General features: G+C 43.0%; 15 protein-coding genes and 3 pseudogenes. 7 read left to right on the forward strand and 11 right to left on the reverse strand.

The window, feature by feature from the left end:
• On the forward strand, positions 1-195 hold a 195-nt coding region (locus JCM10519_RS32845), incomplete at its 5' end, for a hypothetical protein (RefSeq protein ID WP_347845099.1).
• An 81-nt stretch (positions 196-276) separates the two neighbouring features.
• Here JCM10519_RS32845 and JCM10519_RS21715 read toward each other — a convergent pair.
• Positions 277-1,845, reverse strand: coding sequence for an SEC-C metal-binding domain-containing protein (locus JCM10519_RS21715; RefSeq protein ID WP_054741799.1), 1,569 nt, complete (start codon positions 1,843-1,845; stop codon positions 277-279).
• A gap of 386 nt (positions 1,846-2,231) precedes the next feature.
• Here JCM10519_RS21715 and JCM10519_RS21720 point away from each other — a divergent pair, with 386 nt between their 5' ends.
• From JCM10519_RS21720 to JCM10519_RS32850, 6 genes and pseudogenes are all read left to right on the forward strand, one after another.
• Complete coding sequence (locus JCM10519_RS21720) at positions 2,232-3,137, forward strand: phosphate ABC transporter substrate-binding protein PstS family protein (protein WP_054741801.1); 906 nt, start codon at positions 2,232-2,234, stop codon at positions 3,135-3,137.
• A 98-nt stretch (positions 3,138-3,235) separates the two neighbouring features.
• The gene (gene pstC / locus JCM10519_RS21725) at positions 3,236-4,174 is read left to right on the forward strand and encodes a phosphate ABC transporter permease subunit PstC (RefSeq protein WP_054741803.1); all 939 of its coding nucleotides are present in this window, start codon (positions 3,236-3,238) and stop codon (positions 4,172-4,174) included.
• Positions 4,164-5,072, forward strand: coding sequence for a phosphate ABC transporter permease PstA (gene pstA, locus JCM10519_RS21730; protein WP_054741805.1), 909 nt, complete (start codon positions 4,164-4,166; stop codon positions 5,070-5,072). The genes pstC and pstA overlap by 11 nt, the downstream gene beginning before the upstream one ends.
• Positions 5,069-5,831: pseudogene (gene pstB / locus JCM10519_RS21735) on the forward strand (phosphate ABC transporter ATP-binding protein PstB). Before pstA ends, pstB begins: the two are co-directional and overlap by 4 nt.
• A gap of 38 nt (positions 5,832-5,869) precedes the next feature.
• Positions 5,870-6,370 carry a phosphate signaling complex protein PhoU gene (gene phoU / locus JCM10519_RS21740; protein WP_347845100.1) on the forward strand — a complete coding sequence of 167 codons (501 nt, stop codon included), beginning with the start codon at positions 5,870-5,872 and terminating at the stop codon, positions 6,368-6,370.
• Between the two features lie 58 nt (positions 6,371-6,428).
• Positions 6,429-6,533: a PhoU domain-containing protein gene (locus tag JCM10519_RS32850; protein ID WP_347845136.1), complete on the forward strand. Its 105-nt coding sequence runs from the start codon at positions 6,429-6,431 to the stop codon at positions 6,531-6,533.
• Between the two features lie 181 nt (positions 6,534-6,714).
• Here the strand turns inward: JCM10519_RS32850 and nagA are convergent, their stop codons facing one another.
• The 10 genes and pseudogenes from nagA to JCM10519_RS21780 all read right to left on the reverse strand — a co-directional run bounded on the left by nagA (position 6,715) and on the right by JCM10519_RS21780 (position 15,636).
• A complete protein-coding gene (gene nagA, locus JCM10519_RS21745; RefSeq protein WP_054741883.1) occupies positions 6,715-7,854 on the reverse strand; it encodes an N-acetylglucosamine-6-phosphate deacetylase in 1,140 nt (379 codons plus the stop codon).
• 285 nt (positions 7,855-8,139) lie between these two features.
• Entirely contained in the window at positions 8,140-9,465 is a 1,326-nt protein-coding gene (locus JCM10519_RS32855; protein WP_347845101.1) for a HAMP domain-containing sensor histidine kinase, read from the reverse strand.
• A 40-nt stretch (positions 9,466-9,505) separates the two neighbouring features.
• The gene (locus JCM10519_RS32860) at positions 9,506-10,405 is read right to left on the reverse strand and encodes a hypothetical protein (RefSeq protein WP_347845102.1); all 900 of its coding nucleotides are present in this window, start codon (positions 10,403-10,405) and stop codon (positions 9,506-9,508) included.
• Positions 10,377-11,089, reverse strand: a pseudogene (locus JCM10519_RS21755) (response regulator transcription factor). Before JCM10519_RS21755 ends, JCM10519_RS32860 begins: the two are co-directional and overlap by 29 nt.
• Positions 11,090-11,373: 284 nt before the next feature.
• A pseudogene (locus JCM10519_RS21760) lies at positions 11,374-12,317 on the reverse strand (HD domain-containing protein).
• A gap of 48 nt (positions 12,318-12,365) precedes the next feature.
• Positions 12,366-13,448 (reverse strand): S1C family serine protease, encoded by a 1,083-nt coding sequence (locus JCM10519_RS21765; RefSeq protein ID WP_347845103.1) that lies wholly within the window; start codon positions 13,446-13,448, stop codon positions 12,366-12,368.
• Between the two features lie 10 nt (positions 13,449-13,458).
• Positions 13,459-13,674, reverse strand: coding sequence for a hypothetical protein (locus JCM10519_RS32865; protein WP_347845104.1), 216 nt, complete (start codon positions 13,672-13,674; stop codon positions 13,459-13,461).
• Positions 13,675-13,981: 307 nt separating this feature from the next.
• Positions 13,982-14,461: a GNAT family N-acetyltransferase gene (locus tag JCM10519_RS21770; RefSeq protein ID WP_054741807.1), complete on the reverse strand. Its 480-nt coding sequence runs from the start codon at positions 14,459-14,461 to the stop codon at positions 13,982-13,984.
• A gap of 103 nt (positions 14,462-14,564) precedes the next feature.
• Complete coding sequence (locus JCM10519_RS21775; RefSeq protein WP_054741809.1) at positions 14,565-14,918, reverse strand: metallopeptidase TldD-related protein; 354 nt, start codon at positions 14,916-14,918, stop codon at positions 14,565-14,567.
• The gene (locus tag JCM10519_RS21780; protein ID WP_347845105.1) at positions 14,854-15,636 is read right to left on the reverse strand and encodes a metallopeptidase TldD-related protein; all 783 of its coding nucleotides are present in this window, start codon (positions 15,634-15,636) and stop codon (positions 14,854-14,856) included. Before JCM10519_RS21780 ends, JCM10519_RS21775 begins: the two co-directional genes overlap by 65 nt.
• Between the last annotated feature and the right edge of the window lie 338 nt (positions 15,637-15,974).

Genomic DNA, 15,974 nt, shown 5'->3' on the forward strand with positions numbered 1-15,974 from the left:
TCAGCAGCAACTTTTATAGGATATCATAACTGGTTGTTTTTGTCAACCATCTTTTTGTTTTTCTTCAAAACTTTTTTTCATCGTTCATCGATGTGTTTTGGAAGAAATGTGCCGCCGTTTTCAGCGGCGAGTTATATCATACCAAAGCATTTGACAAAAGTCAACAATAAATTTGATTTTTTTTATTTTTCTTGAAAAATAAAAATTTAAATATATTTAATACAATTTAAATGGGGTCCGGCCCTTAGAAAAGGGCGGAACCCCAGGTGTGAATATCTAGCTTCTTTTTCCGCAGCATTTCTTATATTTTTTTCCGCTTCCGCAGGTACAAGGATCGTTGGGATAGATTTTCGGAGGGTTTTTGCGCTGGGCAGATACTGTCTCCAGGCCCTTCATTACCATTTCATATGGCTTGTGGCCTCTGTTTAACACCATCCTTGTATGATTCCATACGTCGGTGATAATGCTTGTGAACTTCTCCAAATGTTCTTCTGATCCAAAAATGATTCCGGCAGCCTCGATTCCTTCCACAACTTCCTGAAGCTGTCCTCCCATGCTGATCTCCGCCTGAACCTGGCGCAGCAAATATGGAATCCTTTCATCTGGGACGTTCATTTCGTCCGTCAGGAATTTGCTCAGCCGGCTTAATTCTCCGGTCATTAAAAAGCCCTCATTGTCCGCCATGAAACGGATTTCCATCTGGGTAGGGATATAATAAGGAACTTTTTTTTGCATCTGCAGCAATTCTTCAACGCCCTTTTGCTCTGCCAGCGCCTCATCCACAAGGTTTCCATCAATATACCTGACCCCAGGACGGTATGAATGAAGAAGCTCATGGGCATGTAACAGTTCCTCCAGAGAAAGCTTCTTATCTTCATATTTATTAAAGGTTTCCAGCAGAACCGGCGGCGGAGTAACCGCATACAGGGAATTGGCCGCGCGGAGATAGTCACCGATAGTGCCGAACCGCTCACGTTCTTCCCTAAATTCCGGTGTGTTAACCTCTTCATATGCTTTTATAACTTCTTCAGCAATCATAAAATGATTATCGGCTCCTGCCGTTACATAGCCTCCGGCGTAAAGATAATCCATTTCTCCCGTTTCAAAGGATGGCACCTGGAAATCATCTGCTGCCAATTGCTCAAACAATTTTATTTCTGAATTACGGGCACAAAGGAAATAACGGCTCATTACCTTCTGATCCAGAATATGAGCTATGGTCCGTTCCGCCAGCTCTTCCTTTTTAAATTTAGAAAGCCCGCTCATGCCGTGTCTCTTAGCGATCTCAAGGATGCTGCTTTTATCATAGCAGTCATAAATATCTGCTATATGGACTTCTTCCGATGCTGCATCAGAACCCTGATTCAGAAGTTTATTGACGGCAGACATGTCGTACTCTTTCAGCTCTTTTGAACCAGACTCCAAAATTTCATAGTACCCGGCAATGCCTCCGCAGTTTTCCGGGATACAATCTCCTTTGAATTTTACAACCTGAGCCCAGGTTTCCTTATAATCAGCCACCACATCTTCTACCTGGATGGTTAATTCCCAGTTTTTGTCAAGGCCGTAGGTATATGTAAATTTGCCGGTACCGGATACCAGGCTGTCAATGGTTTCATCACTTAAATGATATTGAAATTTCTGGGACCAATTCTCTTTTCCCGGAACTACCCGAACCCCTTCAGAACGGAATTCAAATTCATACAGGTGCTCATCGGACCAGCAGAATGCTGTCTGAATCATCTGATGCAGCTTTCCAAAGGTTATCCCTTCCGGTACCAGAACCCTTCTCCAAATCGGCGGCTTGCTGCCTTTGATCGTGATTTTCAGTTGATATGCTCCCATGAAAACGCCCTCCTGTCTTGTATCCTTTGTATCCGTTCTTAAATCACGGAATGATTTTTATATTTCTACTATAAAATAAGCGCACGTTACAATTTACCATATTTCTTCCTGTTCTGTCCAGTCCATCCCGCTAATTTTTGCAAAGGAAAGGCTGTTTTTTGTAATTATAACAACTTTTCAGCGCTGAAACAGCTTCTCTTCTTAAAATAGAGGAATTTCGTTTCCCATTCTGCGAATACTAATAAGAAGAAAAAAAGGAAGCCGGCATGCTTTACACAACCTTTACATTTTCTATACTAAATCATGATATCAGAAATATTTCCCTGCTGATATACTCCATGATGTAAGCGAAAGCAATTTTAAAAAGAAAAGAGGAGAAAGTAAATATGAAAAAAAATTTTGTTAAGGCAATTGCATTAGCTGGTATGGCAGTTCTTACAATGGGAACTTTAGCCGGCTGCGGCAGCAAAAATGCTGAAACACAGGCTCCTGATACAAAAGCCGAGGCCGGCACTACAAGCGGGACAACCACAAAAGAAGATACGGCTGCTAATTTAAAAGGCTCTATCAGCATGGTTGGTTCTACCTCTATGGAGAAATTCGCAACCGCTTTAAGTGAAGTGTTTATGGAAAAATATCCGAGCGTTACCGTGCAGGCCGAATTTGTAGGATCCGGCGCAGGAATCGAGGCAGTCAGCAATGGTTCTGCAGATATCGGTAACTCTTCCCGTAATTTAAAAGATGAAGAAAAAGCAAAGGACGTTGTTGAAAACATCGTTGCAATCGACGGAATTGCCGTTGTCTCTGATCCGGCCAATACCGTTGAGAATTTAACAAAAGATCAGCTGATCAACATTTACAACGGCACAACTACTAACTGGAAGGACTTAGGCGGAGCAGATCAGCCGATCGTTGTTATTGGACGTGAGGCCGGTTCCGGTACAAGAACTGCTTTTGAAGAGCTGCTAAAGTTGGAAGATGCCTGTAAATACAGCAATGAGCTGGACAGCACCGGTGCAGTTATGGCAAAGGCCGCTTCCACTCCAGGCTCCATTGGCTATGTTTCTCTGGACGTTCTTGATGACACCGTAAAAACTCTGAAGCTGGAAGACAAAGAACCTACGCCGGAAAACATCAAGGCAGGTTCCTATATCTTAAGCCGTCCCTTTGTTATGGCTACCAAAGGAGAGATATCAGAGCAGAGCGATCTGGTAAAAGCATTGTTTGATTATATCCATTCTGATGAAGGAAAGGATTTAGTAAAAGCCGTTGGTTTAATCCCGGCAAACTAATTGAAAAGAAACTCTTCTAATACTGCATAACGATAATATTTACAGGGGACGCAGCCAGATGATTATGCTACGTCCCCGTTTTTGAAAGGAGCTGTTATATGAGACCAAAGTCTTATTCCATATTTGGTGGTCACGGAAGTAAATCAGGTGTTGAGCATGCTGCAGAGGTTATCTTTACTGTCTGCGGCTTCTTTGCCGTTTTGGCTGTGGCCTCTATCAGTCTGTACATGGTTATAAGTGGTACGCCGGCACTTTTTAAGGTGGGAATTCTGGATATTCTCTTCGGAACCATCTGGAGGCCGGAAGCCGCTTCCCCAAGCTTTGGCATTCTCTATGTTATTCTGACCTCCATCATGGGTACGGCACTGGCGATTCTGATCGGCGTTCCTATCGGCGTTATGACTGCCGTTTTCCTGGCTGAGGTGGCGCCTGTTAAGCTTACCAGGATCGTGCGCCCGGCAGTGGAGCTGTTAGCCGGCATTCCTTCTGTTATTTATGGTTTGCTTGGAATCCTGATTTTAAACCCTTTGATGTATAAACTGGAGTTAAAAATATTTGCAGGCTCTGACACCCACCAGTTTACCGGGGGCGCGAATCTGATTTCCGCTGTTTTGGTGCTGGCCTTAATGATTCTTCCTACAGTTATCAACATCAGTGAAACGGCGCTCCGCGCTGTTCCCCAGCACCTTAGAAGCGCTTCCCTGGCCCTTGGAGCCACTAAGATCCAGACGATTTTCAACGCGGTCCTTCCGGCAGCAAAGTCCGGTATTATTACCGCAATCGTCCTTGGAACAGGCCGTGCCATCGGTGAGGCAATGGCCATCAGCCTGGTGTCCGGAAGCTCAGTAAATATTCCTCTTCCTTTCAACTCAGTCCGTTTCCTTACCACTGCGATCGTATCGGAGATGTCTTATTCCGCCGGGCTTCACAAACAGGTGCTTTTTACCATAGGCCTTGTCCTGTTTGCTTTTATTATGCTCATTAACATTACTCTTAACAACCTGTTAAAGAAAGGAGATGAAAGCCATGACAAATGATATCGCTATTCCTGTTCAAAAGGATTCTGCAGTAATCCACAGCATTTATAACCGGAAAAACCGGATCTCCGATTCTGTCTTAACGGTTCTTATTTACTTATGCGCTTCCATCTCCATTCTGGTCCTGATCGGGATCATGGGCTATGTGTTTGTCCGCGGTGTTCCCCAGATCAGCCTGGAATTTCTGACAACTGTGCCAAGTACGATCAGGGGAACCTTTGGTATCGTGGGAAACATTGTAAACACCTTATATGTGGTGGTCATTACCCTGTTAATCGCCACTCCCCTGGGTGTTGGCGCAGCCATTTACTTAAACGAATATGCAAAGGGCGGAAAAGTGATCCGCATCATCGAGTTCACCACAGAGACCCTGGCAGGTATTCCCTCCATTATCTTCGGCCTATTTGGCTATGTATTTTTCGGCATCACCCTGGGCCTTGGCTATTCCATTCTCACCGGCGCCCTGACCTTATCCATCATGGTTCTTCCTCTTATTACCAGGACCACCCAGGAAGCCTTAAAAACCGTTCCTGAGAGTTACCGCTTTGGTGCCCTGGGCATTGGTGCTACCAAATGGTACATGATCCGGACTATCCTGCTTCCCAGCGCCATGCCAGGCATTGTGACCGGAATCATTCTGGCCATCGGACGTATCGTAGGAGAGTCCGCTGCCCTTCTCTTTACGGCAGGAAGCGGCTATCTTCTTCCCAAGGACTTTTTCGGAAAGATCTTTGAATCAGGCGGCACCCTGACGATTCAGCTTTACTTATGCATGCAGAAGGCCAAATATGATCAAGCCTTTGGAATTGCCGTTGTTCTTCTGGTCATCGTACTGGCAATAAACGGACTTGCAAAATATCTGTCTCATAAATTCAATACGGAGGTCAAGGAATCGTGAATACCAATACAGTAAAAATTTCAACCAACAATCTAAATCTATACTATGGCACGAACCATGCCCTAAAAGATGTAAACTTAAATCTCTATACAAATAAAATTACGGCCTTTATCGGCCCTTCCGGATGTGGAAAATCTACCTACTTAAAAACATTAAACCGAATGAATGACCTGGTTCCAAGCGTAAGAATAGAGGGAGAAGTTCTTTTAGACGGAGAAAACATCTACGATCCACGGGTCGACACCACCCTTTTACGCAAAAAAATCGGCATGGTATTCCAGCAGCCAAATCCGTTTCCAATGAGCATTTACGACAATGTTGCTTACGGCCCAAGAATTCATGGCATAAAGAATAAATCCGAACTTGACGATATCGTGGAAAGAAGCTTAAAAGGGGCGGCTCTTTGGGATGAGGTATCCGACCGTTTAAAGAAATCAGCTCGGCCTATCCGGCGGCCAGCAGCAGCGCCTTTGTATCGCCCGGGCCCTGGCAGTTGAACCTGAGGTACTGCTTATGGATGAACCCACCTCTGCCCTGGACCCAATCTCCACCCTGAAAATCGAAGACCTGATGGATGAATTAAAAGAAAAATACACAGTTGCAATCGTTACCCACAATATGCAGCAGGCAACCCGAATTGCCGATTATACCGCCTTTTTCCTTGTGGGAGAGGTGGTGGAATACGCTTCCACAACCGAGCTTTTCACTGCCCCTGAGGACAAAAGGACCGAAGACTACATCACAGGACGCTTCGGCTGATCCATTTTATTGATAGAACAAATAAGGAGAAGAAAAAAATGACAACAAGAGTTAATTATGAACACGAATTAAGCCTCTTAAACCATGACATAAAAGAAATGGGGCGTATGGTAGAAGACTCTATTGAACAATGCTTTGTAGCATTTGAGGACCAGGATTTTGAGAAGGCAGAGGATATCATTAAAGGAGACCGTACCATCAACGACTTAGAGCGTTCCATCGAGGCCCGCTGCCTCTCCATCATCTTACGCCAGCAGCCTGTTGCAGGAGATTTAAGAGTGGTTTCCAGCGCCTTAAAGGTGGTTACAGACTTAGAACGTATCGGCGACCACGCTTCCGACATCGCCGAGCTCATCCTGCGCATAAAGGGCGAACACGTTTACCATGTAGTCCGCCACATCCCCTCCATGGCCACAGCCGCCCGCGAAATGGTCCGGTGCTCCATCGAAGCCTTTATAAACCAGGATTTAGAAACTGCAAAGCAGATCGAAAAGCAGGATGATGTGGTTGATGAATTATTTGATAAGGTAAAAAAATGATGTAGTTGATTTATTAAAACAATCCACAGAGCATATTGACCAGTGTATTGATTTGTTAATGGTGGCAAAATATTTAGAGCGCATTGGCGACCATGCTGTAAATGTATGTGAGTGGACAGAGTTTTCCAAAACCGGAGCTTTGAAGAATGTCCGGATATTGTAAAGCTACGAGCAGTGCGTTCATAAAAGTGAAAGAACCCATAAGAATGCCAGCATTCTTATGGGTTCTTTTAATTTTATGGACATACGGCGACAGCCGTCAAGCGAGAAGGAGCGCAGCGGATTCGAGCTTGAACACTGCGGACTCCCGGGCAACACAATCAAACCCAACCCCATCTCCCACTCTACAACATCGCCCCACCTCTACAATAAGTCTGGACCACCTCATAATCATCCCGGAGAACCACAAAATCCGCATCATACCCTGCAACCAGTTTCCCCTTCCTATCATCAACCCCCAAACACTTAGCAGGATTAATAGTACAGGAATTCAGCGCCGAATCAAACGGCACCATAGCATCCTCCACCAAAATCTTCAGACCCTTATTCATCTTCAGCGTACTGCCCGAGATGGTATTCGTCCCTTTCAAATAAGCCAGGCCATTTTCCCGAATCTCAATGCTATGCCCACCCAGCTGAAAATCCGTTCCAACAGCGCAATGCTTTGGACAAAGAGAATCCGTAATCATAATCGCATGGTCCCTGCCCTTTATCGTATAATAATTATTAAGCGACGCCAAATGGGAATGGCATCCATCGCAGATAATCTCGCCAAATATATCCCTCACCCTGAAAGCAGTACCTACCAGCCCCGGATTCCGGTGATGATAAGGTGTCATGCCATTATACACATGAGTCATAGAAGTAGCCCCATTTGCGATCCCCATAAGGGCCTGCTCATAGGTTGCAGACGAGTGTCCCATACTCACTACCACACCATTATCCGTACAATACCTTGTCAAATCAAAATTCTTATCATGCTCGGGCGCAAGTGTAATATATTTAATCATGCCCTTTGCCGCTTCCTGATACTCCTTAAACTGCGCGATAGAAGCGGTCGCAATCGCCTCCGGCGGCTGAGCCCCCTTATATTCCATATCCAGATAAGGCCCTTCAAAATGAATTCCAAGGATCTCCGCGCCTTCGTATCCGCTTTCCGCCACAGCTGCCACGTTGGCAACCGCCTTAGTCAGCACATCCGGCATCTGGGTCACTGTGGTCGGTAAGATAGAGGTTACTCCCTCTTCCGGTATCCGCCTCATCCATTCCCGCAGCCCTTCCGGTTCACCGTCATTGGTATCATATCCATAAGCTCCATGGGTATGGATATCAATAAATCCCGGGACAATCCTGTCATCCCCATAATCCTGATCTGCCGCCATCTTACCATACTCATGGACTGCCTTAATCTTTTCATCTTCCACCTGTAGCTGTGCCGGGATGAACTGTCCTGCAATCCAGACCCGTCTGCTCTGTATTATCATAACCGTAACCCTCTCTTTCCTGATTTTCTTCCCATGCGTTTGGGCGTAAAGGGATACTCTCAAAGAATATTTCCCAGTCATAGCACCATCTGCCGGTACACTGTTGTGTTTACCTATAGTATAAACAGTTCCCTCTCCCTTTTCAAGATGATTAAGCACAGATTCCATTCTTTTTCCAGCCATAGACAAATACCCTCAGCAAGCTGCAGGGTATCTAACTCGTTCATCATTCGCCAGATGCAGAAGATCCATAGATTTCTGCGCCTGTCTCCTTCCATGCCAAAATCAATCCTGAGAAATAGGCCACCGGATAATCACCCGGAATAAGTCTGCCTCCACTTCTATCTGAAGCCTGCCGTTTTGCAGCTCCACAAAGCTTTTCGCAATTGCCATTCCAAGACCGGAGCCTTCCGTGTTCCGGGACTGGTCCCCTCTGACAAACCTTTCGGTTATTTCATTCGGATTAAAGGTTAGCTCTGCAGCCGAAACATTCTTTAGAGTGGTGACCACATAGTCTCCGTCCTTCTTCATATCAATATAAGCCCTGGTATAAGGCATTGCATATTTAATAATATTCGTCAGCAAATTATCAAATATCCGGTAGGTCTTCTGGCTGTCCAGAGGAAGAACGATCTTTTCATCCGGCAGATTCCATCTGAAATCAATGGTAGATTCCTCTATTTTGTCACTAAGCTCCAGGCTGACCTCCTTTAGCAGGCTGACAATATCCACATCCTCCAGATTCAGCGTCACATTATTGCTGTTAGCCTTACTGATTTCAAACAGGTCCTCAATAAGTGCCTTCAAACGCATTGATTTCTGTTCCAGTATATCAATATAAGCCTTCCTCTGCTCAGGCGTCGCCTGGTCATCCCTTAAAAGGCTTACATAAGTGATAATGGCTGTTAAGGGAGTTTTCAGATCATGGGACATATTGCTGATCAAATCCGTTTTAAGCTTCTGGCTTTTCACCTCTTCACCCACTGCCACCTTAAACCCGCTTTGTATCTTCTGAATCTCCTTCTTAAACGGCTCAAACACACTTAAGTCCTCTTCTATGGAAACCTCCAGATTTCCCTCTGCGATCTGGTTTGTGGCCCTTAAAAGGATCTGATATTTATCACTTAGATCCCTGTAATATTTTCTCATCACAATAAACAAAATGATAGAATAAATTATCAAAGCGCCGATTCCAAAAAACCACAGGCTGCAGAGAACAGACAGAATAATAAAGTTCACTCCCACGATCCGGAAAATAGTCCGGTCAGACCGTTCCTGAAGATTTATATTCCCCACAAAATTATAAACTTTGCTGCAAAGGTTTCTCACCCATTGCCAAAACCAACCGCACAGGGTCCGTTCATAAATATAACGTTTCAGACCGATATGAATGGCATCCCGCACGCATAAAACCGCCCAGTAGACGATTGCAAAGGGGATAGACCACCACATCAGGTTCCAGAGCTTTATCATAATACCCGCCACCAGGGGCAGAAAATTGGCCCGCATAAGAGCGTCATATAAATCACCCCGGTTTGTCACTGCCACAAGATTTGTAAGCCCTGTTCCAAAAAGTACGGCACCGCATATAACTCCCGCGACGACTTCCAAAGGCGTTCGTAAAATCCTGCTGCACTCCGGAAGATCCGGGTCAAAAAAACGAAAAGAAAAAGGCTGCAATCGCTACGGCGCAGACCAGGCCAATAAATATCCTGGAAACACTGCCTGAGTAATTATAGGCATTCCAGACAGTTTCTCTCTCCTCTTCATATGCAGCGATCTGCTGAGGCCTCATTCCATAAGCAAAGGTTACATTTCTTGGGTTTTTCAGCTTTAAATCCGCCTCATAACGATACTGTTCCCAATAATAATCACTCATGGGGTCCTTGTCCCCTAACATCCCCAGGGTATTCAAAAGCCTGACCGTATTATCTCCGTTTACGGCCCCGGCCTGCATACGCCCCAGATCATCATAACGAAGCTCAGCCTTAAACGTATATTCACCGCTTCCTCCAATGGAGCGGCCTCCTGCATGATCGGCCAAAACCTTGCCGTTTCCATCAAGAATCTGATAATCCACGAAATTTCTTATGCCATTAAAATTCCGGTTCCAGGATTCATATTCCCTGACACAGTTTTGACGCAGCTCCTTTAAATACTCATGCCGCTCCTCCTGGTCAGGCAATTCACTAAATTCCTCCCCGGCAGCAGCAATGGCATCTGCTCCTTCCATGACTTCCGCCTCTCCTTCCGAAGCCGCCGTCCAGTTGTTCATACCATTCTTTAATTCTTCCTCTGCCAGAGGGAAATAGAACTGGAAGGGAGAAATGACACTGCCCTGTTCATACTGGGCCTGTTCCAGATAAAGCACATAATTGCCTAGCACCAGACGCTTAAGGAATGCATCCTGCTCGTAAACAGGCTCCTCATATCTGGCTGATTCATTTTTAAAAAACGGATACAGCCCCACCATGACCGAGGCCGCCGTTAAAATTACGAACAACGCCAGAAGTATGCTGATTCTATGCCTGTTTTTCAATTTTATATCCAACTCCCCACACCACCTTTAAATATTTCGGCTCCTTCGGGTTGATCTCGATCTTTTCCCTGATTTTCCTTACATGAACCATGATCGTATCTGTGTTAATGGCCCGTTCATTCCAGACCCGCTCATAAATCTCTTCCGCGGAGAACACTCTTCCCGGGTTTTTCATAAGAAGAGCCAATATCTTAAATTCAATGGGAGTCAGCTTTACCGGCTTTTCATCAACGGTCACTTCCACCGTATCCTCATTCAGCTCCAGTCCTCCGATAGAATAAACATTGCTTTTTTCCCTCTGCTCCTTTGCTTCCAGCATATCCATATATTTTTATAGCGCCTAAGCTGGGAATTCACCCTTGCCAACAGCTCCATGGGAGTAAATGGCTTTGCAACATAATCATCGGCGCCGATGTTAAGCCCCATGATCTTATCCACTTCCTCAGACTTTGCCGACAGGATGATCACAGGAAAATCATAGGTTTCCCTTAATTTCACGGTCATGGTAATGCCATCCATTCGGGGCATCATCACATCCACAATAGCCAGATGGATCTCTTCCTTCTCTAATATCTTAAGGCCTTCCACACCGTCCGCCGCCTGAAACACCTCGTATCCCTGGCTCCTTAAATATATCACGATCCCCTCTCTGATCTCTTTATCATCCTCTACCAATAAAATGTGGTTTGCTTCCATGTTTTCTCTCCTTTCCCTTTTTCTGTCCATTCTGTCTGGACATAGAGGTATGCCTGTAAGGCGTTCCTCATTTCTGCCCGGTTTTTAGGCAAAAAGGTATCCCCATTTATGATACCACATTTTCTATCTTTTTACTTTAATTAAAGGATACGGGAGCAATCTTAAATGGAAGGGCACAGAAAACGAAAGAAATTCTAAAATTTTCATCTCCTTCTTTATCAGGCATTTCCATAAAAGAAAAGGCGCATCAGGATTTCCAAAATCCTTAATGCGCCTTTCCTATGTTATTCCGATGTCTTCCGTATATTGCTTTCCATCAGCCGGTTATATCCCAGCCAGCCGTTATTGTCTCCTGCACCCTTTAACACCTCGATCATGGTCTCCATCTTGGCATCTGTATTATCTGCAAAATTCAAAGCCAATGCCTCAATCAAAGCCGGTTTTTTGGGAGAACCATATTCCAGCTCCCCATGATGGGCCAGAATGCAGTGCTTCAGCTCAGAAGCCGTCTTTCCGGAAACCTTCAATCGTCCGGATCCTCTCTCCCAGCATTTCCGTTCCAATGATGATATGGCCTAAAAGCTGCCCGTCATCGGTATAGTCGTTCTCCGGAAATGTGGAAAGCTCCCTGGTCTTTCCGACGTCATGGAACATGGCAGCGGTAATGAGCAGATCCCGGTTAATGAACGGGTAGTAGCCGGCGTAATAATCGCACAGCTTTACAACACTTAAGGTATGCTCCAAAAGGCCGCCCACAAAGCCATGGTGAACGCTTTTCGCCGCAGAGTGAAACTGAAATGCTTTAGCAAAAGCAGCATCTTCTACAAAAAAAGCTTTCTGACAGCTTTCTTAAATAAGGGTTCTTAACCGTCCGGATAAAGCCCAGAAGCTCCTCAAACATTAGTCCGATATTCTTAGAGGAAACCGGAAGATAATCGCCGGGGGCAAATTCTCCCTCATCCGCTTTCCGGATCCGTTTGATATTTAACTGGTTGGAATTCTGGAAAACAGTCACATCTGCATCTATGTATACATAATCCAGAGTTTCAAAATTTCCGATTCCCGGTGAACCCAGATCCCAGATCTTGGCATCCACGGTTCCGGTCTTGTCCTGAAGAATCAGGTTTCCATATTCTTTTCCTGATTTCGTCAAAGCAATCTGCTTATTTTTACATAAATACACATCTGACACATGCATTCCTTCACGGAATGAATCTACATACCTCATTGTTTTCCTCCACATTCTTAGCCCCAGGCAACACGGAAGCCAGGAAGATTACCTGGCTCCAATGGTTACCTGATACTGTATCTCTTTATATTCTTCCCTTCCATTGCGGGAAACACTCACAGTAATCACATCTCCTGGATTGGAATCCTCAAGCACTGCCTGAAAGTCCTTCATGGTAACAATGGTTTCATCTCCCATGGTCCTTATAATATCGCCGCACTGGATCCCCGCATTATAGGCAGGACTATCTGCGTTCACATCAACCACATACACCCCAAGAGGCATACCGTTGCCATTCATAACGGCACTTACTTCCTGTCCCTTAATGCCAAAGTATGGGAATGGCACACCATTGCTTATCTTTTCCAGAATGGTCTTATAATCGGATATGGCCATAGCTGCCGTCATATCCTTACTGTCGTCATTTTTATAATCATCCGTTACCCAGCCGATGATCTGGCCTGATGTGTTCATGAGGAACGTGCCGGTTCTGGCATTTCCCTTCACATCAGAATAAAGGATGCGCGTCATACCATCGGTAATCTGCACATTTTTCGTTATATACGATATAAATCCATATCCAGCAGAATGGACCATGCCGGCAGGGCCGCCAATGGCCACAACCAGATCCCCCTGCTTTACGGAATAGGAATTCCCTAACGGGATTGCCTTAATCTCCTCTAACAAAGCTCTTCCAAGATCCGCCGTGGAAACGCTTACGATGGCCATTCCGGAAAGCTTATCGGTCTGCTTAATGGTTCCCTGAACCTCTGACCCGTCAGAAAATGCCACACGGATAGCCTCCGCATCCTCAACTGCTTCATCTGATGTAAGCACCAGAAGCTCCTGGTTTGTAGAAGCAGTGATCACTCCGGAGAACAGGCCGGAATTTTCTACAGGGTTGTTAAACCAGTCTGTCTGGGTCTTTACAGAGTGGACCGTTACAATCCCCTTGTCCACCTTTTGGACAAGAGACCTTAAGTTTCCATACAGGGTATTTAAATCATCTACTGAAAACGGATATTTCTCCATAGCGGACTTTAAAATATCCTCGATCGGTTCTGTCTCAGCCACAGACCCTGTTTCAGCCTCAGAAGGCATAGTTTCAGGATCATCCTTTGGTATGGTCACAGGAACACTTTCACTGGTGGATCCTTTTGCAAAAAAATCTTTCAGCTACAGGTCGGGATATGGCAAATGTAACAGCTGCAACAATTCCGAAAATAACCGCAGTCGCAATAAGGCCCAAAGCCCTTTTTAGCATATCCCTTTTTGACATGGGCTGTCTCACTATCTTTTCATTGATAAACTGACGCGGCTCCGTCTTTCTATCATCTGGCCCGTTATTTTCCGGCATACTTACCCTCCTTTGCAGAAGACCTAAGTACCATTATAAGGTTGTTCCACCCTTAATGCAAGAAAAAAACTACAGAAATAACATATCCATTACATAAATTACCGCAACAACATGGAATTTTCAGTCTGTAGGTAAGCAGACATGTTTCTCTTAATGGAGCGTTTTTAAAATTTATGAAAAAGATACGTTCTGACAATGCTCTTATCATATGCAGTTTAATGCATATATAAAGATGGGGGATGTGCCTCTATTCTTCCCTTTTCCCCCGTTCATATTAACTATATCAGTTGTCAATATATAAAACTTTTTATAAATTTACTTCTAAAAATAACCTTTGTGTTTTCATGCCTTTATGTTTGTAGAATTCCAAAGCATTTTTATTAAAATCCCAAGCCATGAGTTCTAACCTTTTTGCTCCTCTTGCCTCAGCTAATTGTTTTGCATATTGATACAATTTGCTTCCCACTCCGAGACCTTGATATTCATCACTAACGCAAATGCCATCAATATAGGCTATAAAGCTTGATACCATTGCCGGATTATTGGCGGAAATACGGAAAGTTATAATACATATGCCTGCAATCTCATCTCCATTGGATGCCACAAATATAGTTAAATTTTCTTCCTTCAATTTTTCAATATAATCTCCGTAGGTATATAGTTGTGCAATATTCTGATACAAATCAGGCCTATTATTTGCATGAATGTTATGCAATTTACACATTAACTTATCAACCGTTTTATAATCGTTTTTTTGTTGCCTTTCTGACTTGTATATCCATAACAATTATCATAACTCAGTATTTTGACCGAATTTTCCTTTCCTTAAAATCTGTTGTCCAGCTATAAAGTGCAGTTAAACATATTTTCAACGCATAAAAATATATTTATTAACCTTTTCCGCTTATTATAAAATTACTGAATAATATACTTGGACTTCCAAAAAGAGACTTAGAAGGTATTCCAAAATAAATGTCATTTCCAACAGCAAGAATCGATTTAAACAATTCATAAATATTACCAGAAATAACAAATTGCTCAATAGCTGTGTTTCTGTTTTTAATAATTAAAATTCCTTTAGCCGGAAGGCTAAAATCTCCTGACGTTATATTTAACCCTGAATTTAGTCCACTTATTTCCGTAACAACAATTACCTTATCGACCTTTTTTTTTAATTCTTCAAAAGATGTTCTTCCTTTTTTTAATGTATAGATTTGTTGGATAAATACTTGTAGTTGTTCCATCTCCAGTAACATAACCATTTGATGTTGATTTCTTCCCCATCTTTATGCCCATTTTGACATTATATAATAAAGTAATCAATTTACCATTTTTTATAACATATTTTTTTATAGATGGTGTTCCTTCTTCATCATATTTACGATAATTATTATGCATTAATGGATTATCAATAATCGTCAATAGGGGTGATGCAATTATAGTACCTTCTTTGTTTAATAAAATACTCAGGCCATTATAAACTCTTTCGGCTGAAAATATTGGAGCAATCTGTTGAAGCAATTTTGTCATGACATCATTTTTAATAATAATGTTATATATCCCAGACTTCGGAGATTTTGATTCAATTTTTGCCAGTGTTTTATTAATAGCATCTTCAACACATAAATTTATATCTATTTGATCGTTACATGATATGTAAGATAACCCTGAATACTTTCTTCCTTTCTTCTCCATCAAAACATTGATAGATAAATAGCCCGTATTATAAACTTGTCTTAAATTCATCCTATTTGAATTATAAATATTAACTATAATTTTTTTGGTATTATGCAGAATAGAAATAACCTTCAAGTCTGAGATTCCTTTATTAAATATAGCTTTTTCAAGGCTTTTAGCTAAGCTGATTTTACAGACATTATTCATATCTACTAATTCACAATATTTCCTTTTTTTGCTTATAAACACAGTTGCCTTTTGTAACCTTTTCAACCTCTTTAACATATTGAGCATTATCAATTGCATGCATAACCAATATTTCCGGCTTTTCAAAACATTCAGTATACGCACATCCTGTATTAATTTCCCAATTAATAGATAAACTAATACTTCTTTTGATGCGATAATATAATTATCTATCTCTCCATTTAATATATTAAACTGTGTTTTTTTCTTTTTTTAATATGTACTACTTCTACATAGTTACATCCTATTTCTTTAGTATACTCAAAAATTCTTTTAATATAATTATAGTTTTCCACGCTTTTTCTTACCACCAATTAAGATATTACTGACTTTTATTCTAGGTTGCCCTATTCCAACAGGTAGTTTACCTGACTTTG

Source organism: Clostridium sp. NkU-1 (genome assembly GCA_001312405.1).